This is a genomic window from Clostridium puniceum (assembly GCF_002006345.1).
Classification (GTDB): Bacteria; Bacillota; Clostridia; order Clostridiales; family Clostridiaceae; genus Clostridium; species Clostridium puniceum.
In genome coordinates this window covers 70,881-91,008 of the sequence record NZ_LZZM01000043.1, presented here as the reverse complement: position 1 = coordinate 91,008, position 20,128 = coordinate 70,881, and the positions used below count along the sequence as shown (strand labels likewise).

The 20,128-nt window shown below is 28.9% G+C and carries 15 protein-coding genes; 12 read left to right on the top strand and 3 right to left on the bottom strand.

Annotation, left to right across the window (positions count from 1 at the left end):
* Positions 1–31 precede the first annotated feature (31 nt).
* Positions 32–745: a MurR/RpiR family transcriptional regulator gene (locus CLPUN_RS03885; RefSeq protein ID WP_077846062.1), complete on the bottom strand. Its 714-nt coding sequence runs from the start codon at positions 743–745 to the stop codon at positions 32–34.
* Between the two features lie 399 nt (positions 746–1,144).
* Here CLPUN_RS03885 and CLPUN_RS03880 point away from each other — a divergent pair, with 399 nt between their 5' ends.
* Positions 1,145–1,354 carry a hypothetical protein gene (locus CLPUN_RS03880; protein WP_077846061.1) on the top strand — a complete coding sequence of 70 codons (210 nt, stop codon included), beginning with the start codon at positions 1,145–1,147 and terminating at the stop codon, positions 1,352–1,354.
* Between the two features lie 478 nt (positions 1,355–1,832).
* Positions 1,833–3,869, top strand: a complete 2,037-nt coding sequence (locus tag CLPUN_RS03875) for an RICIN domain-containing protein (RefSeq protein ID WP_077846078.1) — start codon at positions 1,833–1,835, stop codon at positions 3,867–3,869.
* Positions 3,870–4,167: 298 nt separating this feature from the next.
* On the opposite strand, the gene CLPUN_RS03870 is transcribed toward CLPUN_RS03875, so the two are convergent.
* Positions 4,168–4,836: a helix-turn-helix domain-containing protein gene (locus CLPUN_RS03870; protein WP_077846060.1), complete on the bottom strand. Its 669-nt coding sequence runs from the start codon at positions 4,834–4,836 to the stop codon at positions 4,168–4,170.
* Positions 4,837–5,154: 318 nt separating this feature from the next.
* Here CLPUN_RS03870 and CLPUN_RS03865 point away from each other — a divergent pair, with 318 nt between their 5' ends.
* The 10 genes from CLPUN_RS03865 to CLPUN_RS03820 all read left to right on the top strand — a co-directional run bounded on the left by CLPUN_RS03865 (position 5,155) and on the right by CLPUN_RS03820 (position 18,370).
* Complete coding sequence (locus tag CLPUN_RS03865; RefSeq protein ID WP_077846059.1) at positions 5,155–6,378, top strand: sugar ABC transporter substrate-binding protein; 1,224 nt, start codon at positions 5,155–5,157, stop codon at positions 6,376–6,378.
* Between the two features lie 105 nt (positions 6,379–6,483).
* A complete protein-coding gene (locus CLPUN_RS03860) occupies positions 6,484–7,443 on the top strand; it encodes a carbohydrate ABC transporter permease (protein WP_077846058.1) in 960 nt (319 codons plus the stop codon).
* Complete coding sequence (locus tag CLPUN_RS03855; RefSeq protein WP_077846057.1) at positions 7,443–8,345, top strand: sugar ABC transporter permease; 903 nt, start codon at positions 7,443–7,445, stop codon at positions 8,343–8,345. The genes CLPUN_RS03860 and CLPUN_RS03855 overlap by 1 nt, the downstream gene beginning before the upstream one ends.
* Before the next feature lie 42 nt (positions 8,346–8,387).
* On the top strand, positions 8,388–10,124 hold the full coding sequence (locus CLPUN_RS03850) for a glycoside hydrolase family 13 protein (RefSeq protein WP_077846056.1): 1,737 nt from the start codon (positions 8,388–8,390) through the stop codon (positions 10,122–10,124).
* A 359-nt stretch (positions 10,125–10,483) separates the two neighbouring features.
* Positions 10,484–10,918: a large conductance mechanosensitive channel protein MscL gene (mscL, locus tag CLPUN_RS03845; protein ID WP_077846055.1), complete on the top strand. Its 435-nt coding sequence runs from the start codon at positions 10,484–10,486 to the stop codon at positions 10,916–10,918.
* Between the two features lie 318 nt (positions 10,919–11,236).
* Positions 11,237–14,677 (top strand): pyruvate carboxylase, encoded by a 3,441-nt coding sequence (locus CLPUN_RS03840; RefSeq protein ID WP_077846054.1) that lies wholly within the window; start codon positions 11,237–11,239, stop codon positions 14,675–14,677.
* 381 nt (positions 14,678–15,058) lie between these two features.
* A complete protein-coding gene (locus tag CLPUN_RS03835; protein WP_077846053.1) occupies positions 15,059–16,093 on the top strand; it encodes an AI-2E family transporter in 1,035 nt (344 codons plus the stop codon).
* A gap of 238 nt (positions 16,094–16,331) precedes the next feature.
* Positions 16,332–17,207: a response regulator gene (locus CLPUN_RS03830; RefSeq protein ID WP_077846052.1), complete on the top strand. Its 876-nt coding sequence runs from the start codon at positions 16,332–16,334 to the stop codon at positions 17,205–17,207.
* Positions 17,189–17,656: a chemotaxis protein CheX gene (locus tag CLPUN_RS03825; protein WP_077846051.1), complete on the top strand. Its 468-nt coding sequence runs from the start codon at positions 17,189–17,191 to the stop codon at positions 17,654–17,656. The genes CLPUN_RS03830 and CLPUN_RS03825 overlap by 19 nt, the downstream gene beginning before the upstream one ends.
* A gap of 72 nt (positions 17,657–17,728) precedes the next feature.
* Positions 17,729–18,370, top strand: coding sequence for a TIGR01906 family membrane protein (locus CLPUN_RS03820; RefSeq protein WP_077846050.1), 642 nt, complete (start codon positions 17,729–17,731; stop codon positions 18,368–18,370).
* Between the two features lie 85 nt (positions 18,371–18,455).
* On the opposite strand, the gene CLPUN_RS03815 is transcribed toward CLPUN_RS03820, so the two are convergent.
* Complete coding sequence (locus tag CLPUN_RS03815; protein WP_077846049.1) at positions 18,456–19,769, bottom strand: voltage-gated chloride channel family protein; 1,314 nt, start codon at positions 19,767–19,769, stop codon at positions 18,456–18,458.
* Positions 19,770–20,128: the final 359 nt, after the last annotated feature.

The following is a 20,128-nucleotide window of genomic DNA, read 5'->3' as shown; positions in this document are numbered from 1 at the left end:
TAGGCGCCGTATTTAATTGAGTACATAAGTGCTAGTTTTTTTTGTGTGATAAATATTTATTAGAATATTTGCTTAATGCTAATTCCAATAAGATTATTAAATTTGAAGTGAAAAAGTTAGGTAGATAATGTTCTTTATCTGATTTGGTTCCAGCGACTTCTATTGTCATATGAGATATTTTACCCAATGGAGAATCCTTAGTTGAAGTAAAAGCTACAACCTTAAAATTATTCTCAATAGCTACGTTAACCTTTTCAAGAATTTCTGACCTTGCTCCAGAGTAAGAAAGGAAAAAATAAAGCCCAGATTTATTTCTGCTAAAGGCTTCGTAATGATAGCTACTAGCTGCATCAAATCCAAATGATAATAATTTTTGTAAATAATATTCCTTAGCACTGTCACAAAAGCCTAGGGAATCAAGATAAATTCTTTTTTCTCTATACTCTCTAAGTAATTCTACAAGCATGTTAACATGAATTTTTAAAGAGTCACTTTCATATGTACCAACAATATTATCAGAAAAATCTAATTTAAGTGCATTATTAGTAGAGGCAAGAGTTGTATAATACATTTCACTATAACCGCTGTATCCAAGTTTCTTTGATAATTTTATAATTGCTGCTTTTGAAACAAAGCATTCTTGGGATATCGTATTTATTCCAACTTTTTCATTTCGACTAATATGATCATGTATTTTATTCAGAATTATCTTTTCAAGCTCTGAGAGACTTATATTACTTTGCATTTTAAACACTTCCTCTCTGTAAAAATAATGCTTATAAAGTTACTTTTTCTTTTAGTATATCATTATGCTTAAGTTAAAATCTACATAGCAAACAAAAAGAGTGTTTAAAGATAATTGTTAAATTATTCAAGCTATTTCTAATAGTTTAAATATTCTTGAACAATAAGAATATTATATAGCTAATGAAAAACTATAATAGTGAGTATATAGAGGCTGAATTAGGTTAGTGTAATTTACCTTTTATTGAGTGCTTAACGTGAATTTTAGGCTTACGGGTGCATTAGATAGTTTCCAAATCCCCTTCTCTCAGCCACAGAGTAGCCAACTAATACTGGCACTTAATACTTAATGCAGGACATGATATAGCACACGTTTAGTTAGAGAAAAATAGCTAGACGTGTGTTATTTTTTAAAATCAATTTTACTAACGGAAGTATTGAAGTATTTAGCAACAAGGAAGATGCTACTAATAAGGATGCGAAAGATAACAATGTCGCTACACAAAAAGATAGTGATAATATAATAACAATGAAGACAGTGCAAACACAAATAGTAATAAAACAGAAAAAAGCACAAATAGTAATACCAATTCACAAAATATGCAGATAACTTTTAAAATCAAAATGTAGTAATAATGCTTTTTTACTTTTACATTTTCCTTATTTCTTTCATATTTTGAATTTTTATAAAGTTATTTGAGATTAGCTAACTCATTTGCTTTACACTTATTATTAATTGTTACAGGAATAATTTCTTACAGTTTATCTATAGTTTTTTTTATTTATATACATTTAAAATAAAATTTTATTTATTTCAAAAATAAACAATAATCTTTTGGAATAAATATTTAATTTTAGATAGTTTACAATTATTAGGTTGATAAAGTATAATATTATCATAAGTTTTACAATTTATTCTATTTAGATATATATGTACTATTTTATACATTTATAAACTTATATATTGTTTATAAAAGGAGAGTGAGAAAATAAAAGTATTAAAGAAAACGATATCACAAGAATTCTTCTATCGAAACAGCTATTAACAATAAAAAGGAGGAAAAGATATGATTTTTATATCGAATAAAATGAAGAGTAAAGTAAAAAAAATTACATCATTTATGTTAGGAATATTATTAATGTTCCTAGCTGCATTAGGCCAATTTCCAATTAATTTATTTAATAACACAATTACTGCTTCAGCAGCTGTATTAAATACTTCAAGAGTATCGGTACATGATCCATCAATTGTAAAGGCTAATGGTAGGTATTATGTTTTTGGATCACATAAGGCAGATGCAGTTTCATCTAATTTAACATCTTGGAAAACTTTTGAAACTAATATTAATAGTGATTATGCAAAGATTTTTTCTGTTGGAGGTAAATGGGCTTCTCATGGAAGTAGTTCATATGACATTAGTGGAAATCTTTGGGCACCTGATGTTATTTACAACACTACAATGAAAAAATGGTGTATGTATATGAGTGTTAATGGAAATAATTTCTATTCATCTATTGCGCTTGCAACTTCAGATAACATAGATGGGCCGTATACTTATGCTGGAACAATAGTATATTCCGGATTCACTAATTCTACAGAAGCTAGCCAGACAGACTACAAAACTGTTACTGGAACAAATACTGTAGATAGTAAATACTTAGCCAATGGAGCTTGGAATTCTTCTTATGGTCCTAATGCTATTGATCCTTGTTTGCTATATGATAAAGATGGAGATTTATGGATGTCATATGGTTCGTGGTTTGGTGGTATTTTTATGTTAAAATTAAATAATTCTACAGGTTTAAGGGATTATTCTTACACTTATCAAACAAAAACAAATTCTTCTGATAAATATTTTGGCGTAAGGATTTCAGGAGGTTATGGAACTACTGGAGAGGGTTCATATATTGTCTATGATAAATCATCTAGTTACTATTATTTATATGAATCTTATTGCGGACTTGATGCTACAGACAATTTCAGTGGATATCATATTCGCTTATTTAGATCAAAGAATATAACTGGACCGTATGTAGATGCAAAAGGAAATTCTGCAATATGTACAAGTAGTAATGATGATAAAACAACTAAAGGAATAAAGCTATTTGGTAATTATTCTTTTTCTTCACTAAAATCTGTAGATAATTCTGAACTTAGTTCAAAGGGGTATATGTCAGGTGGTCATAATTCAGCTTTTATCGATGATTCTGGTCAAAGATATCTTGTTTATCATACAAGATTCAACAATGGAACAGAAGGTCATCAAGTTAGAGTTCATCAACAATTTCTAAATGAAGATAAATGGCCAGTAACAGCAGTATATGAGTATTTAGGAAATTCGATTTCTTCGTCTGGTTATTCAAGCAGTGAAATTGTTGGTACTTATGAATTTATTAATCATGGTTTAGATGCAACTACTGCCAAAACTGGTATGTTAAACACATCTAAAGTTTCATTAAATTCTGATGGAACCATTACTGGTGACTATATTGGAACTTGGAAGGAAAAGTCAGGAACTTATTATTCTACTATGGTAATTGGTGGTGTTACTTATAAAGGAGTATTTTTCAAACAATATGATGAATCTGCTTCTCATAATAGTACTATGACTTTTTCTCTAATAGGTTCAAATGATGAGTCTATTTGGGGATCAAAAATTTCTAATTCTACAGATCCATCTCCTAAATTAGACGGAACTTATTATATTAAAAACTCTTTAAGTGGATTGTATTTAGACATTACAAATGGTTTATCTGCCGATGGTACTAATGTTCAACAGTGGAATTTCTTAAAAAATGATGCTCAAAAATTCAAATTAGTATCTGATGGCAATGGATATTACTCTATATTAACTGGTGCATCTAATTATAAGAGTTGTATTGATGTTAAAAATGGTGATGCTGCTGATGGCGCAAATATTGCAGAGTGGACTTATTGGGGCGGAGATATGCAAAAATTTAAAGTTGTTAAAGTTTCCGATAATAAATATGCATTTCTAACTAAAGCATCAGATTTTAAATCTTGTCTAGATCTTTATAATATGAATAGAGAGCCAGGTGCAAATATTTGTCAGTGGACTTACTGGGGCGGGGAAGGACAACTTTGGAATTTAGTTTCTTCTTAGAATCTTATTTAACAATTTAGTAATAATAAGAACAAACTTAAGTATTTTTTATAGTTAAATTGTTTCATCTATTAAAATAAGTGCCTAAAACTTTAAAATTATTAAGGTTTTAGGCACTTGTACTATCTTGTTAATGCTAAATTTCATTTTCTCAAAGTATTTTTTAGTGAGGTCATTAGATTGTCTATTTATTAAAATGTAAAATTTACATATTTTTGCTGATTTTAAGAAGAAATATTTTCTAAAAAGACTTATTGTTAGAATTGAAAAATTTATATGTGATGATTTATTTAATTAACTAATGATAAGTATTTCTATATTCCATTGGAGTCAATTCAACTATTTTCTTAAAAGTTCTAGAGAAATTACCTTGATCACAAAAACTCAGTTGAGATGAAATTTCTAAGATAGTTTTATCTGTACTTTTAAGTAACGTCTTAGCTCTATCTATCTTTATATTCTTAAAATAAGTCATTACAGATACATGCATATTTTTCTTAAAGCATTTGGAGATATAGCCTATAGATACATTTAATTCATCAGATATGTCTTGAAGAGTTAGATGATCTTCAAGACGAATATATAAAAGTCCAATAACTTTGTTAATGATAAAATTATCAGTTACTTCAACAAAATTAATTAATATATCTAAATAACAGGTGGCAATATCTATTTCTAATTTTTGAAGCTGTTCTAAGTTTGTTAGAGTCTGAATGGTTCTATAATATTTATTATATAGAGTATGAATAAATTGTTTTGAAGAACCTTGTTTAATGATTTCTCTAACGAAGATAACATTCCACATAATAAGATCATTTTTTTTAGTAGCAATTGGAATATATTCTTTATTTTCTTCTATATGCTTTGCCTTAATTATAGTAAGAATCACATCCTTGTTTTTTTGCTCTAATAAAAAAGTAATTTCATTGCTAAAAAAGTAACTGTCAGAATCATATGAATCATACATAAAAGTATCCTCCCAATAAAATGAATAATTTATAATAATTAGATTATACATTAGTCCATAGAAGTTTGTACATTTACAAACAAAAAAGATTAATTTAAGACAAATTAATAAATGGAAAGTTGTTATAATAAACTTGTAAGGGTTGCAACCGTTTACTGATAAGATCTATATTTATAAAGTGAAACTTTTCAGGTGGAGTTTCACACTCCACCTGAATTTAGTTGAACTTATCCAGAAGTGTGCAGCCGTTAACTCAAACTTGAAGAAGAAGGAGTATTACGGATGCTAGCTATCGGATAAATATTTGGAGGGGTTAAAATGCGTAAAAAATTAAAACTTATAACTATGTTAATTGCAGGTATTTGCTGTACCTCAATATTTGTTGGATGTGGAAAATCATCTCAAGCTTCAGCTGAAAAGGAAAGTAAAGAAGTGGTGGTTTGGTCTTATTTAATGGACAATGAAGTTGCAGAATTAGATAAAATTGCTCAAGAATGGGCGAAGGAAAATGGTAAAAAGGTAAAAGTAATTAAAGATAATTCACCATTCCAATCTTTTTTGCAAGCAGCAAATTCATCAAAAGGGCCAGATTTGGTATTTGGATTGACTCATAATAATATGGGAACATTCCAACAAGCGGGATTACTTTTAGAAGTTCCTAAAGATTTTGCTAATAGAGAAGATTACGTGAATAATGCTGTTTGGGATGCTGTATCTTATGATGGAAAAGCCTATGGAGTTCCATTATCAATGGAAACTTATGCTTTATTTTATAATAAGGATAAAGTTAAAGAAATTCCAAAAACAATGGAGGATTTAGTTAAGCAAGCAAAAGCTTATGGTCCATCAGGGTTTCAATTCTCAATGAATGAATTTTATTATGGGGCAGCTTTTGTTCAATCATATGGTGGATATATATTTGGAGGAGAAAAAGGAAATACTAAAGTAGATGATATAGGATTAGCAAATGACGGCGCAATAAAAGCTTATAGTTTTTTGCAAGATTTAGTTAAAAAGGATAAATTCATGTCCGCAGATATAACTGCTGATATAGCGAACAGTTCATTCAAGGCGGGAGAGGCAATATTTTATATAGGAGGCCCTTGGGATATTAGTGGATTTAAAGATGCAGGTGTAAACTTTGGTGTAGCTAAGCTTCCGAAGATAAATAGTGTAGAAGCAAAAACGCTTATGGGAGTGCAAGCTGGATTTGTAAGTAGTAAGTCACCAATACAAGATGATGCATGGAAGTTAATGAAGTATTTAGCTAATAATACAGGAGAAAGATTATATAACGTAGGTAATAGGGTGCCTGTACTTAAGTCAGAATTGAATAAAGATCAAATAAAAAACAATGAATTTACACAAGGATTCATAGCGCAAACAAGTTCGGCAGTACCAATTCCTAACGTACCTGAAATTGAAGCAGTATGGAAACCTATGGAGAATATGACAAGAATATTAAGTGGAGAAGACCCTGCTACAGTAGCTAAAGATATAGAAAAAGCGGTTAAGGATGGAATTAAGGTTAGTAATAATTAGATTAATACATTGATTCCTAGTTTTAGTTTTAAATTACATGAAAGAATCAGTTTATAACTAGGCTTGGAATAATAAATATAAAAATATTTAAAAGAAGGTGAGAATATGACTAAGGAAAAAAAGAATGCTGCATTAAGAAATAACATGCAAAGTTATAGATATCTTTCACCGGCTATAATAAGTATAGCAATATTAAGTGTGTTACCAATATTATATACAATATTTATAGCATTCACTAACTATACACTAAAAAATCAGAATTATGGTTATGGCACGGCTAATGGCTGGAAGATAGTTGGACTATATCAATTTCAACAGGTTTTAATGGGACCATTAAAAAGTGAATTCTTTCCATTGCTTGGATGGACATTAGTATATACAACTATATCCACATTAGGAACATTTATTGTGGGGCTTGGTTTTGCAATGGCACTCAGAGATAAGAATATGAAAGAGTCTTTTATTTATAAAGGATTACTAGTAATTCCTTGGGCATTACCAGGCGCAATAACAATAATTTCATTTAAAGGATTATTTAATAGTCAATATGGGGCAATTAATAATATGCTGATGCAATTTAATTTAATACAGGATCCTATTTTATGGCTAACAAGTCCAATGGCAGCAAGGATAGCTGTAATTATAGTAAGCTTATGGCTTGGATTTCCTTACATGATGAATATATGTATTGGTGCTTTAGCAGCTATACCAGACACATATTATGAAGCAGCAGACATTGATGGAGCAAGTAGATGGCAAAAGTTTATAAAAATAACATTACCATCTCTAACAAATGTTTCATATCCACTTTTAATATCAAATTTTGCATTTAATTTTAATAACTTTAATTCAGCGTATTTATTAACTGATGGAGGACCATCAAAAGCAGGCTCATCTTTTGCAGGATGGACTGATATAATTGGTTCTGCAGCATATAAAATGTCTTTAGATAAAGGGAATTTTGGACTTGGAGCAGCTATGTCAATATTGATATTTATAATAATAGGTACAGTATCAATTATTAATATGAAGCTTTCAGGACAATTTAAAGAGGTGAGAGAATAATGGCAGAAATTAATGTAAATGCAAAAAGGGAAGCTGCTATATTAAATGAAAAATTAGTATATAAAAAAAAGATAACTAAAAAAGAATTGATAGAATTATGGGCAAAAAGAGTTTTTCTAATTATATCTATTTCAATGATAATATTCCCTATACTTGCAATAATATCAGCATCGCTTTCTACTGGGACAAGTTTTATGCAAAAGAATCTTATTCCAACATCTATAACTATTGAAAACTATAAAAAGGCATTAAGTGATAACATTGGTTTTATTAAATGGATGACAAATACAACTTTTGTAGCAATACTAGTATCAACTATCCAGCTAATAATGACATTACCAGCAGCTTTTGCTTTTTCTAGACTAAGGTTCAAAGGCAGGACAAAGGGACTTATGGTGCTTTTAATACTTCAAATGTTCCCTTCAACAATGAGTGTACCTGCGATATTAGCAGTTGCTTATAAAATACCCTTTGGAATGGACAATTTAATATTTTTATCATTAATCCTTTGTGCTGGAAGTGCATATAATATTTGGCTTATGAAGGGATATATTGATGGACTTCCTAAAGAATTAGATGAAGCAGCTAGAGTTGATGGTGCTACTACATGGCAAGTATTTACTAAAATAATACTACCATTAACTAAATCTATGGCTGTAGTTATATTCTTCTTTTCATTCATTGCAATATATGGTGAATTTGTATTTTCAGCATCATTACTTAAGGATAAGGAACTATTGACATTGATAATAGGATTAAGGTCATTCACAGCAGGAAAATTAACAGATTGGCCTATGTATTCGGCTTGTTCAATAATGGTTTCTATTCCACTTGCAGTACTTTTTGTGTCTATACAAAAGTTTATTTCAAGAGGATTAGTTTCGGGAGCAGTAAAAGAATAAAGCAATTTTTATAATAATTTACATGGTAGGAGGATTTGAAATTTGAATAAACATGCAATATATCATATATTAGATACACCATATGCATATGCAAAAAATAAGGATACTTTATCAGTAACATTAAGAACTGCTAAAGATGATATAAAAACATGTCATATACATTACAAAACTAGATATGATTGGAAAAACAACTTTAAAGTAAAAAAGATGGAGCTTAAGGATACAAATAACTTATTTGATTTCTTTGGCAGTAACATATCTATAGAAAGAAATAGATATAGATATTTCTTTGAATTAGTTGATTACGAGGGAAATAAGGTTTTCTTTGATGAAAGAGGAATTAGAACTAAAGAAATATCAAGAAAGGAAGCAACTGCATTTCAATATCCGTATATAGCAAAACCGGATGTATATGATGAAGAAAAATGGCTTCAAGAAGCAGTTGTTTATCAGATTTTTGTTGATCGCTTTTGTAATGGAGACAAAAGCAATGATCCTAAGGATGTATTATCATGGGGAAATGATGTGAGTCAAACTTCAATGTTTGGAGGAGATATTCAAGGAATAATTGATAAGTTGGATTATTTAAAAGATTTAGGCGCTGATGTATTGTATTTAACTCCTATATTCAAATCTTCTTCCAATCATAAATATAATACAGCTGATTATTATGAAATAGATTCACAATTTGGAACTATAGAGAAAGTAAAAGAATTAGTAGAAAAATGTCATGAAAGAAATATAAAAATTATTTTTGATGCAGTATTTAATCATTCAGGAGCAGATTTCTTTGCATTTGAAGATATACTTAAAAATCAGGAAAAATCTAAATATAAGGATTGGTACTTTATAGATAGTTTTCCGGTAAATTTTGAAAAAACGAATTACTATACTTTTGCAGATGACATACCAACAATGCCAAAGTTTAATACAGATAATGAAGAAGTAAAAAAATATTTATTAGATGTAGCTAAGTATTGGATAGATGAAGTTAAGATAGATGGTTGGAGGCTTGATGTATGCGATGAAGTAGATCATAGTTTTTGGAGAGAATTTAAGAAGGTTGTAAAGAAGCATAAGAAGGACGCTATAATTATTGGTGAAATTATGCATGAAGCTAGTTCTTTCTTAAAAGGAGATCAGCTTGATGGAATTATGAATTATCCATTTAAGGGAGCCATGGTTGACTTTTTTGGAAATAAGACTATAGATGCAAAGGTGTTTGGTGAAATTCTAGCTATAAATAGAAATATATATATGGACAGTATTACAAAACAAATGTGGAACTTAATTGGAAGTCACGATACGAAGAGATTTCTTACAGAATGTGACGAGAGAATTGAGCGAATGAAACTTGCCATTGCATTTCAGTTCACATATATAGGAGTTCCATATATATATTATGGAGACGAAATTGGACTTTATGGCGGAGAAGAGCCAGAATCTAGAAGATGCATGATATGGAATGAAGAAAAGCAAAGCAGAGAATTATTTAATTTATATAAGGAACTAATTTTAATAAGAAAAAATAATCTTGCATTAGTTTATGGATTATATAAAACACTACATTGTGAAGGAAACTTGTTAGTCTTTGAAAGATGTTATAAAGATGAAAGAATAGTTATAGCTATTAATAATGAAGACAAACCAGTAGAAATTCCATTACTGCTTAACACTAAAGTGAAGAATCTCATAAATTCACAAATATACAATGTTGATGAAAGCATATGCTTGAAATCAATGGACTTTAAAATATATAAGATACTTAAAGAAAATTGAACTTTAAGTAAAGGTATATTACAATAATCAAAATTAAAAAAATAAATAAGTGGTAATTTGAATTTAAAGGTATATGTATTTATTTAATTTTAGGTAGATTAGATAAATACATATACTTTTATTTTATTTGTAATAGATTTTGTGTTGGAATTAATAGGAAATACATTTTGTTGAAATATGATAAAATATAACTCGAAATTAGACAGTAGAATAAATTTATTAAAAAAACAGATAATAAATTCAATAACAAAGAAGTTTATAACGATTATTTTTATTGCAGCAAGAAGTGCATGTGGTATAGTTAAAATTAATATTTAGCATACTTATTTGTTTTAATAAAATACAAGGGGGATTATATTATGTTAAAAGAGTTTAAGGAATTTGCAATGAAGGGAAATATTGTTGATTTAGCAGTAGGTGTTATTATTGGTGGCGCTTTTGGAAAAATAGTTACATCTTTGGTTAATGATATTGTAATGCCATTAGTTGGCTTATTAATAGGAAAAGTTGATTTTTCTAATTTATTTATTGCACTTGGAGGTGGAGATTTTAAAACTATACAGGAAGCTAAAGATGCAGGTGTTGCTACACTAAATTATGGATTGTTTGTAAATAATGTAATAGATTTCTTGATAGTAGCTTTTTCTATTTTCATAGTTATAAAGCAAATTAATAAATTTACAAAAAAGAAAGAAGAAAAACCAGTTGAAAATAAGAAAAAATGTCCGCATTGCTATAGCGAAATTCATATTAATGCAACAAGATGTCCGAACTGTACATCAGAATTAAATTAAAACTAATTAACTTAATTGTAAAAATAATACAGAAAAATGAAGGATAAAAAAATAATAATTTCATATTTATGAAAAAAAATATCTTGTAATCAAAGTAAAAATCGTGTAAAAATTAATAGAAAAGATAAATAACATCTGTTAAATACGAAGAAATATGTTATAATCTAATAAGTTGAATTTAAACAAATGAAATTTCTATTATGACAAAATATGAGTTGTGAAAATTGCATTAATCTGTTTCCAAGAAATTTGATTAGCTATTATAATTCATATGTAATATATTAATAAATTATAAAAATTAAAGGAGTTGTATTTTAATTGGGGAAGAAATTTAAAAGAGTACTGGTTGCCAATAGAGGCGAAATAGCAATAAGAATTTTTAGAGCATGTCATGAACTTGGCATAAGAACAGTGGCTATATATACAGAGGAAGATAAGTTTGCATTATTTAGAACTAAGGCTCACGAAGCATATCAAATAGGAAAAAATAAGGGACCAGTTGAAGCTTATTTAAATATTGATGAAATAATAAACCTAGCATTAAAAAAGCACGTAGATGCTATACATCCAGGATATGGTTTCTTATCTGAAAATGCTGATTTTGCTAGAAGGTGTGAAGAAGTAGGAATTGAATTTATAGGACCAAAATCAGAAATGATGGAAAGTTTAGGTGATAAGATTCAATCCAAAATAGCTGCAAAAAAGGCTGGAGTTCCAGTAATACCAGGTGTAGATAAAGCAATAGCATCAGAAGAAGAAGCAATTGAAGTTGCTAATATGTGTGGATATCCTGTAATGGTAAAAGCTGCTGCAGGTGGTGGCGGTAGAGGTATGAGAATCGTAAGAAGTGAAGATGAACTTCTCACTGCCTTTAGAAGTGCTAAAAATGAAGCTAAAAAAGCTTTTGGTATAGATGATATGTTCATTGAAAAATACATAGAAGGTCCAAAACATATTGAAATCCAAGTATTGGGAGATAAATATGGTAATGTAGTACATCTTTATGAAAGAGATTGCTCTATTCAAAGAAGACATCAAAAAGTTATTGAAATTGCACCAGCATTATCTTTAACACCGGAAAAAAGAGAAGAAATATGTGAAGATGCATTAAAGATAGCTAGATCTGTAAGTTATAGAAGTGCAGGAACTTTAGAATTCTTAGTTGATATGCATGGTGATCATTACTTTATAGAAATGAACCCAAGAGTTCAAGTTGAACATACTATAACTGAAATGACCACAGGAATAGATATAGTTCAAAGCCAAATTTTAATTGCAGAAGGTTTTAAGTTAGATTCAGAAGAAATAGGAATACATTCTCAAGATGATATAAAGCCAAGAGGATTTGCAATTCAATGTAGGGTAACTACAGAAGATCCTTCAAATAATTTTTCTCCAGATACAGGAAAGATTGATGTTTATAGAACTGGATCAGGTTTTGGTATAAGACTTGATGGCGGAAATGGATATAGTGGAGCTGTAATCAGCCCTTATTATGATAGTTTACTTGTAAAGAGTACTGCATATTCAAGAACTTTTGAGGATGCAGTTAGAAAATCTATACGTGCAATTAAAGAATTAACTATTACAGGTGTTAAAACTAATGTAGATTTCTTAATAAACGTATTAAATAATGATCAATTCAAAAAAGGCGAATGTGATACTAACTTTATATCCGATAACCCACAATTATTCGATATAAGACCAAGAACTGACGAAGAACAAAGAATTTTAAGATTTATTGGTGAAAAGATAGTAAATGAAACTAAAGGAAATAAGAAAGAATATGATGTACCAGATGTTCCAATTATAACTTCTTTAGATGGATTAAGTGGCACTAAGCAAATATTAGATGCAGAAGGTCCAGATGGTGTAGTAAAATGGATACAAAATCAAAATAAATTACTTCTTACAGATACAACAATGAGAGATGCTCAACAATCATTAATGGCTACTCGTGTTAGAACTCAAGATATGAAGAATATTGGAAAGGCAACAGCTGTTTACGGAAATGATTTATTTTCTCTTGAAATGTGGGGGGGAGCTACTTTTGATACCGCTTATAGATTCTTAAAAGAATCTCCATGGAAGAGGCTTGAATCTTTAAGAAAGAGAATTCCAAACGTTATGTTCCAAATGCTTGTTAGAGGAGCAAATGCTGTAGGATACAAAAATTATCCAGACAATGTTATAAGAGAATTCATAAAAGAATCAGCGGAAAGTGGAATAGATGTATTTAGAATTTTTGATTCACTTAACTGGTTAAAGGGAGTAGAAGTATCTTTAGATGAAGTATTAAAATGTAATAAGGTTGCAGAGGTAGCTTTATGTTATACTGGTGATATTTTAGATGAAGCTAGAGATAAATATAGCTTAAAATACTATGTTGAAAAAGCTAAGGAAATTGAAAAAATGGGAGCACATATACTTGCTATAAAGGATATGTCAGCATTACTTAAACCTTATGCAGCTAAAAAACTTATAACTGCATTAAAAGATGAAATTTCAATTCCTATTCACCTTCATACTCATGACACTACTGGGAATGGTGTTGCGACAGTATTAATGGCAGCAGATGCAGGTGTTGATATTGTTGATACAACTTTCAATAGTATGTCAGGGCTTACAAGTCAACCAGCATTAAACTCAATAGTAGCAGCTCTTGGAAATACAGATAGAGATACGGGAATTGATTTAAGTGGAATTCAAAAATTATCTGATTATTGGGATACCGTAAGACCAGTTTACAGTCAATTTGAATCTGATTTAAAATCAGGAAGTGCTGAAATTTACAAGTTTGAAATTCCTGGTGGCCAATATTCAAATTTAAAGCCACAAGTTGAAAGCTTTGGACTTGGTCATAGATTTAATGATGTAAAACATATGTATAAAAAAGTAAATGATATGCTTGGAGATATAATAAAGGTTACTCCATCGTCAAAAATGGTTGGAGATATGGCTATCTTCATGGTTCAAAATGATTTAACACCTGAGAATATACTTGAAAAAGCTAAGAATATGGCATTCCCAGATTCTATAGTTTCATATTTCAAAGGAATGATGGGGCAACCAGAAGGTGGTTTCCCAGAAGAATTGCAAGCACTTGTTCTAAAAGGTGAAGAACCTATAACTGTTAGACCAGGAGAATTATTACCAGCAGAAGACTTTGATAAGATCGAAGCATATTTGAAAGAAAAGTATAGATTTAATCCATGTAAGAAGGATGTAATAAGCTATGCATTATATCCAGATGTATTTGAAGGATATATAAAATCTATTTTAGAATATGGTGATGTAAGTCGTATGGGTAGTGATGTATTCTTCCATGGGCTTGCAGAAGGAGAAACTAGTGAAATTGAGGTTGCAGAAGGAAAAACTATGATTGTCCAATTGATTGAAATTGGAAAATTAGATGCAGAAGGTAATAGAACTTTAGACTTCGAAATCAATGGAAATAGAAGAGAAATAAAAATAAAAGATAAAACTGAGAGAATTATAGGTAATTCGAGGGAAGACAATATTTCTAAAATGGCTGATACAGATAACAAATTAGAAATTGGGGCAAGTATTCCAGGAACTATAATTAAAGTACTTGTAAATGAAGGTGATGAAGTTAAAGAAGGTGAAAGTTTACTTGTAATAGAAGCTATGAAAATGGAAACAAACATAGTTGCAGCTAGTGCAGGAACTGTTGAAGTTGTTCTTGTACAAGAAGGTCAACAAGTTAAAACTGGTGAATTATTAATGAAATTAAAATAATATAGTTAGTTTAAATAACTAGACTTGAAAAACATTAAATTTATAAAACACGATTTACATTACTATAGTTAATTAAGATATGTAAATCGTGTTTTTAATATATACTGAGGATTTAATTTTTCAGTAAAATTAAAATATACTCCTACTTATAAGGAGCCCATTTTTGCAGTATATTATTTTATAGCACTTTATTTAAATAATCATTTGTATTATTCAGCTAATTATGAAAAAATTAAATTAAATGATTAGAATTACTTAATATAGTAAAATCATTTACATAGAAAAGTAAAACTGTTAGTATGAATATATAGATATTTATACCTTGGATTTGAAGCTAGATATAAATAAAAAAATAAAATATACAAGGGAGTAGTAGTATTGATGCCAAATATGATGCGGATTTTAAGAGGTCAAGGATTTAAAAGATTTATAACATTATTATTAATATTTTTATTTTTGTATTTAATGAAGGGTATGCTTAACTTAATGCTTTTAACTTTTGTTTTTACATATTTAATTGATAATGTTTCAAAATTTTTAATAAATAAGTTTGAGGGAAAAATAAGATTAAATTATAAAGTGATGATAGTGGCAGTTTCCTTATTTGTTACAGCTATGTTATTTATAATAATAATAGACTTTTTACCATTAGTTACACATGAGTTCAGACAAGTGGTTAAACAGATACATGAAATATATACTACTGCTCCTAATAATGAAATCATTAGTATGATAAAGGATAAGTTAGATCAGGTTTATGCACATATATTTTCAGCAGAGGGGATAAATTATATAGTACAATCTATCTCCAATATAAGTAAATTGGCAATTAATATTATAATAGCTTTAATTTTAAGCATTTTTTTCCTTTTAGAAAAAGATAAGATAAGTGATTTTACATATAAGTTCAAACAAAGTAAAGCAGCTGGAATCTATAACGAACTTGAATTTTTTGGAAAAAAGTTTCTTTCTTCTTTTGGTAAAGTCATAGAAGTTCAAATTGTTATAGCGACAATTAATGGAATACTTTCTACTATTGGTTTATCCATAATTGGATTCCCTCATTTGTTGGGCTTTGGAATGATGGTTATGCTACTTGGTCTTATACCGGTGGCAGGAGTTATAATATCCTTAGTTCCATTAAGTATAGTTGCTTTTAATAGTGGAGGGTTGGTTCAAGTGGTATATGTGCTTGTGATGATTGCATTACTTCATGCATTTGAAGCATACATATTAAATCCAAAGTTAATGTCTGAGAAAACTAAGCTTCCTATATTTTATACATTAAGTATACTTATAGTATCAGAACATGTTGCAGGAGTTTTAGGTTTAATTGTTGGAATTCCGATATTTATGTTTATATTAGATATAATTGAAGTTCCATATGGTAATATAGTTAAGAAGGATATAAAATAGTACTAAACTAAGAAAGTTTGGAATTATATTAGGTTTAACCTAGGAAACATTGCCATAATATTCTGAATTTTGTTGAATAGCGTTGAATTTTAAAATATAATAGTAGGGTAACTTCATAATAAATAGATAGATTTTAATAGTATTATATCCATTTATTGAGGAGGAGATGATTAATATAATGTATCCATAAGATATATAAGTTAATTATATTTTAATAGATAAAGAGGTAGGTGGAATTATGAAAAAAGTAAATATTGTGATAGTTGATGATTCAGCTTTTCAAATTGCATTATTAAGAGATTTACTAACAGAAAGCGGGTTTAATGTTGTTGGTGAAGCAAGTTCACTAGAGGAAACTATTGAGGTAGTTACTAATGCAAAGCCAGATTTAGTAACAATGGACATGACAATTCCAGGAACTGATGGGTTTGAATGTACAAAAGAAATACACAAAATTGATTCTAATATTAAAGTAATAATTGTCAGTTCTATGATGGATGATGAAATTGTAAGAAAGGCTAGAAAGCTTCATGTATCTGGATATGCACAAAAACCAGTTGATGGAGAAGAGTTAACTTTATTAATAAATAGAGTTATGGCGGATAAAGAATTATTTTTGGAATTAGAAGGATTCTATTCATCAATTTTTAAAGAAGCATTATTAGATGTTTTTAATAAACTTACTAAAACAGTTCCGGAAATTGCTGATGAAAGTAATGTTAATGTAGAAGCACATAGCCAAGGAATTTCAATTGTTATGGGTATTATAGGAAAATATTCAGGAAGAGCAATTTTTGATATGTCATTTGAAACAGCAAATAATATAGCTAAAGCATTACTTAAGAGAGAGCCTAAGAATAATGATGAAATTCTTAATGTTATGTCTGAACTATCGAATATGTCAGCGGGAAATGCATGCTCAATGATGAATAAAAAGAATAAAATATTTGGATTAAGAATTGCACCTCCAACTACATTTCATGGTGAATCAATTAATATATCAAAAGCAGAATTAGAAGCTGTTTATTCTGCAAATGCCAAAACTCAATTTGGAGATTTGTCAATAAGTATAGGCTTTGGAAGAGGTGAAGGAGAATGGATGTCAATTATATAAATCCAATTTTGAGTTCTTTTGCAAATGTTATGCCGCAATTAGGTCTGACAAAAGTAGAAAAAAAGGGGATAAGCTTAAAGGGTAGATTTATAGAAAGCCCAGGTGTTGTCATTATAGTAGGTATAGTTGGTGACATTAGAGGGAATGTTATATATGGAGTTAGTGTAGAAGATGCAAAAAAAATTGCATCAACAATGATGATGGGGATGCCAGTAACTGAATTTGATGAATTAGCTCAAAGTGCAATCTCAGAACTTACAAATATGTTGACTGCAAATGTAGCAACTAATTTTTCAAATGATAACATAAATATAAATATATCAACACCAACACTTGTTCATGGAAAATTTACTGCAAATGCAACTACGGATAAGGTTGTTTGTGTACAAATGGGCGTAGATGGAATGACTATTGAAGTTAACATATCTATGGAAAAAAACACAATTTAAATAAAATGCTTGTGGCAATTATAAAGGAGTGAAGGCGGAATATATAAAGATGATTATTTAAAAGTTCCAAAGATGATTCTTAGGCTTTTTAGAGATGTATTTTATGCAATCTCCATTATTGCAATTGCTGTTTTAAGTGTTTTAAATACGACAGTAGTATATCAATATGTAATATATAAATATGAATTAGAAAAGTATACATTATTATCAAAAGATATTTTAATGGATAATTACAAAAGAGTAATTTCTTATGTTCAAAATCCACTTAACAAAGAATTGGTGCTTAATAGTTTACCTATAAGTAACTTTGGGAGAATTCACTTTTTTGAAGTGAAGCGAATTTTTATAGCGTTATATATAATCAGTGTTATTTTTATTATTATAATGATTTTTAAAATTATAAACAATAAAAATAAAAGGATAGGAAAAAAACTTATAGAAAATCTTAATAACAGTGTAAATATAATAGCATTAATATTTGTATCTATTTCTATAATGATAATGATAGATTTCTCAAAAACATTTTATTTTTTTCATAAAATATTTTTTAGGAATGACTATTGGATTTTTGATTCTAAGATAGATCCGATAATAAATGCATTGCCGGAAGAACTTTTTATGATTGAATTAATATTAATAATAAGTCTATTGTTAATATTTACTTTAGTTATTAAGATACTTCATTTAAAGAATAAAAAAATCGCAACAAAATAAAGGGATAAGTTTTCATTAAATTAATTATCATAAGCAGTATAAGGCAAATCATAATTAATTAAAAATGAATTCTTGTCCCTTCAGTTTATGTATTATTATTTTTTCTGTAATGAGAAAGAGTAGCATCATTTGGAATTTTAATCAGTTTACTTTTACTTGTACTGATTTTTTGTGATATATAAATTCCTGAATGACCTGAAAATAAATAGCTTATTGTGCAAGCCATAAACATATATTGACAACCTTGAGAGCCAAACATTTCTATGCCTAAAATAAATGAGGTTATTGGTGAGTTAGTTGCACCAGAAAATACTCCAATAAGACCTAAGCATGCTAAAAAGGAGGGTGAAATATTAAGAATATTTGACAAGGCATTTCCAAAGGTTGAACCTATTACAAATAAAGGAGTAACCTCGCCCCCTTGAAAACCTGTTCCTAAAGTAAGAGTAGTAAGTATAAGCTTATTAAAAAATGCGAAAGGACTTACTTGGTCCGTAAAGGAAGCGTTAATCAATGGTATACTAAGTCCTAAATAATCTTTTGTGCCAAATACATATGTTAATATAATTATTATGATTCCACCTACAGCGCTTTTAATAGAGGTATTTTCAAAGGCAGTAGAAAATATTTCTTTTAATTTATGAGTTAATTCGCTAAATAATTTACTTATAAGTCCAAATAAAATTGAAGCTATTATGACTTTTAATACTGCACTAGGTGTAATATTAGGAATTTCGGATATAGCATAATGTGAATGATGTATTCCAAGAATTTCTGTTACTAAGTTTCCTATAAAAGCAGCTGTAAAGCATGGGATTAAGCCGCTATAATTCATAGCACCAAGGGCGGCCACTTCTAGCCCAAATATGGTTCCAGCAAGTGGAGTACCAAAAACAGAAGCAAATCCACTACTAATTCCGCACATTAATATAATTTTAGTATCTATTTTATCTAATTTAAATAAACGTCCAATACCTTCAGATATACTTGCGCCTATTTGAACACCAGTACCTTCTCTTCCCGCAGATCCGCCAAATAAATGAGTAATAAAAGTACCTAGAAAAACTAAAGGAGCCATACGTAATGGTATATTATCATCATTTTCATTAATCTTATCTATAATTAAATTATTACCTTTTGAAGAATTCTTACCATAATTTGAATATAAGAAGCTAACAAAAGCACCTCCCATTGGTAAAAGGAATAATAACCAAGGATTACTTATTCTTAAATCTGTTGCAAAATCTAAACTTTTTAAAAATAAAGTACCAGCAATTCCAGTTAATATACCAACAATTGTGCCAATAAATGTCCATTTTAAAAATGATATTCCAAGTATTGTGCTTATAGCATAGTCTTGAAGAAATATAGAACTACGAGATTTATTATTGTCACTCATTTTTTTCTCCTTTCAGTCATTTTTCATAAGAGGTCAAAGACGTCTAAAATATACTAAATGTTATCACTAATTTTACTTATTGGCAACTCTAGTCAAATTTTCATTCCATTCATGGTGGATTATTGGAGTGATTTGTGATATCAGAGATATATTTGAAGCTGATCGTATTTAAATCAGGATATAGTAAAACATATACAGTTACACTCCTAGAAGTAAACTATTATTATTAACTATGATAGATGCGATTAATAGGAAGTGAAGAAAATAAAAGTTAATGTAGTAAAATATAAAATCATTAAAATTAGGATAATCAACTATATAAAAATATGTTAAAATGTATATGAAAATCAAAGGTGGTG

Coding starts and splice junctions, on each gene's coding strand:
- mscL (WP_077846055.1), top strand. CDS start 10,484: ATGTTAAAAGAGTTTAAGGAATTTGCAATGAAGGGAAATATTGTTGAT.
- CLPUN_RS03865 (WP_077846059.1), top strand. CDS start 5,155: ATGCGTAAAAAATTAAAACTTATAACTATGTTAATTGCAGGTATTTGC.
- CLPUN_RS03855 (WP_077846057.1), top strand. CDS start 7,443: ATGGCAGAAATTAATGTAAATGCAAAAAGGGAAGCTGCTATATTAAAT.
- CLPUN_RS03815 (WP_077846049.1), bottom strand. CDS start 19,769: ATGAGTGACAATAATAAATCTCGTAGTTCTATATTTCTTCAAGACTAT.
- CLPUN_RS03820 (WP_077846050.1), top strand. CDS start 17,729: ATGATTCTTAGGCTTTTTAGAGATGTATTTTATGCAATCTCCATTATT.
- CLPUN_RS03885 (WP_077846062.1), bottom strand. CDS start 745: ATGCAAAGTAATATAAGTCTCTCAGAGCTTGAAAAGATAATTCTGAAT.
- CLPUN_RS03870 (WP_077846060.1), bottom strand. CDS start 4,836: ATGTATGATTCATATGATTCTGACAGTTACTTTTTTAGCAATGAAATT.
- CLPUN_RS03875 (WP_077846078.1), top strand. CDS start 1,833: ATGAAGAGTAAAGTAAAAAAAATTACATCATTTATGTTAGGAATATTA.
- CLPUN_RS03825 (WP_077846051.1), top strand. CDS start 17,189: ATGGATGTCAATTATATAAATCCAATTTTGAGTTCTTTTGCAAATGTT.
- CLPUN_RS03860 (WP_077846058.1), top strand. CDS start 6,484: ATGACTAAGGAAAAAAAGAATGCTGCATTAAGAAATAACATGCAAAGT.
- CLPUN_RS03830 (WP_077846052.1), top strand. CDS start 16,332: ATGAAAAAAGTAAATATTGTGATAGTTGATGATTCAGCTTTTCAAATT.
- CLPUN_RS03835 (WP_077846053.1), top strand. CDS start 15,059: ATGCCAAATATGATGCGGATTTTAAGAGGTCAAGGATTTAAAAGATTT.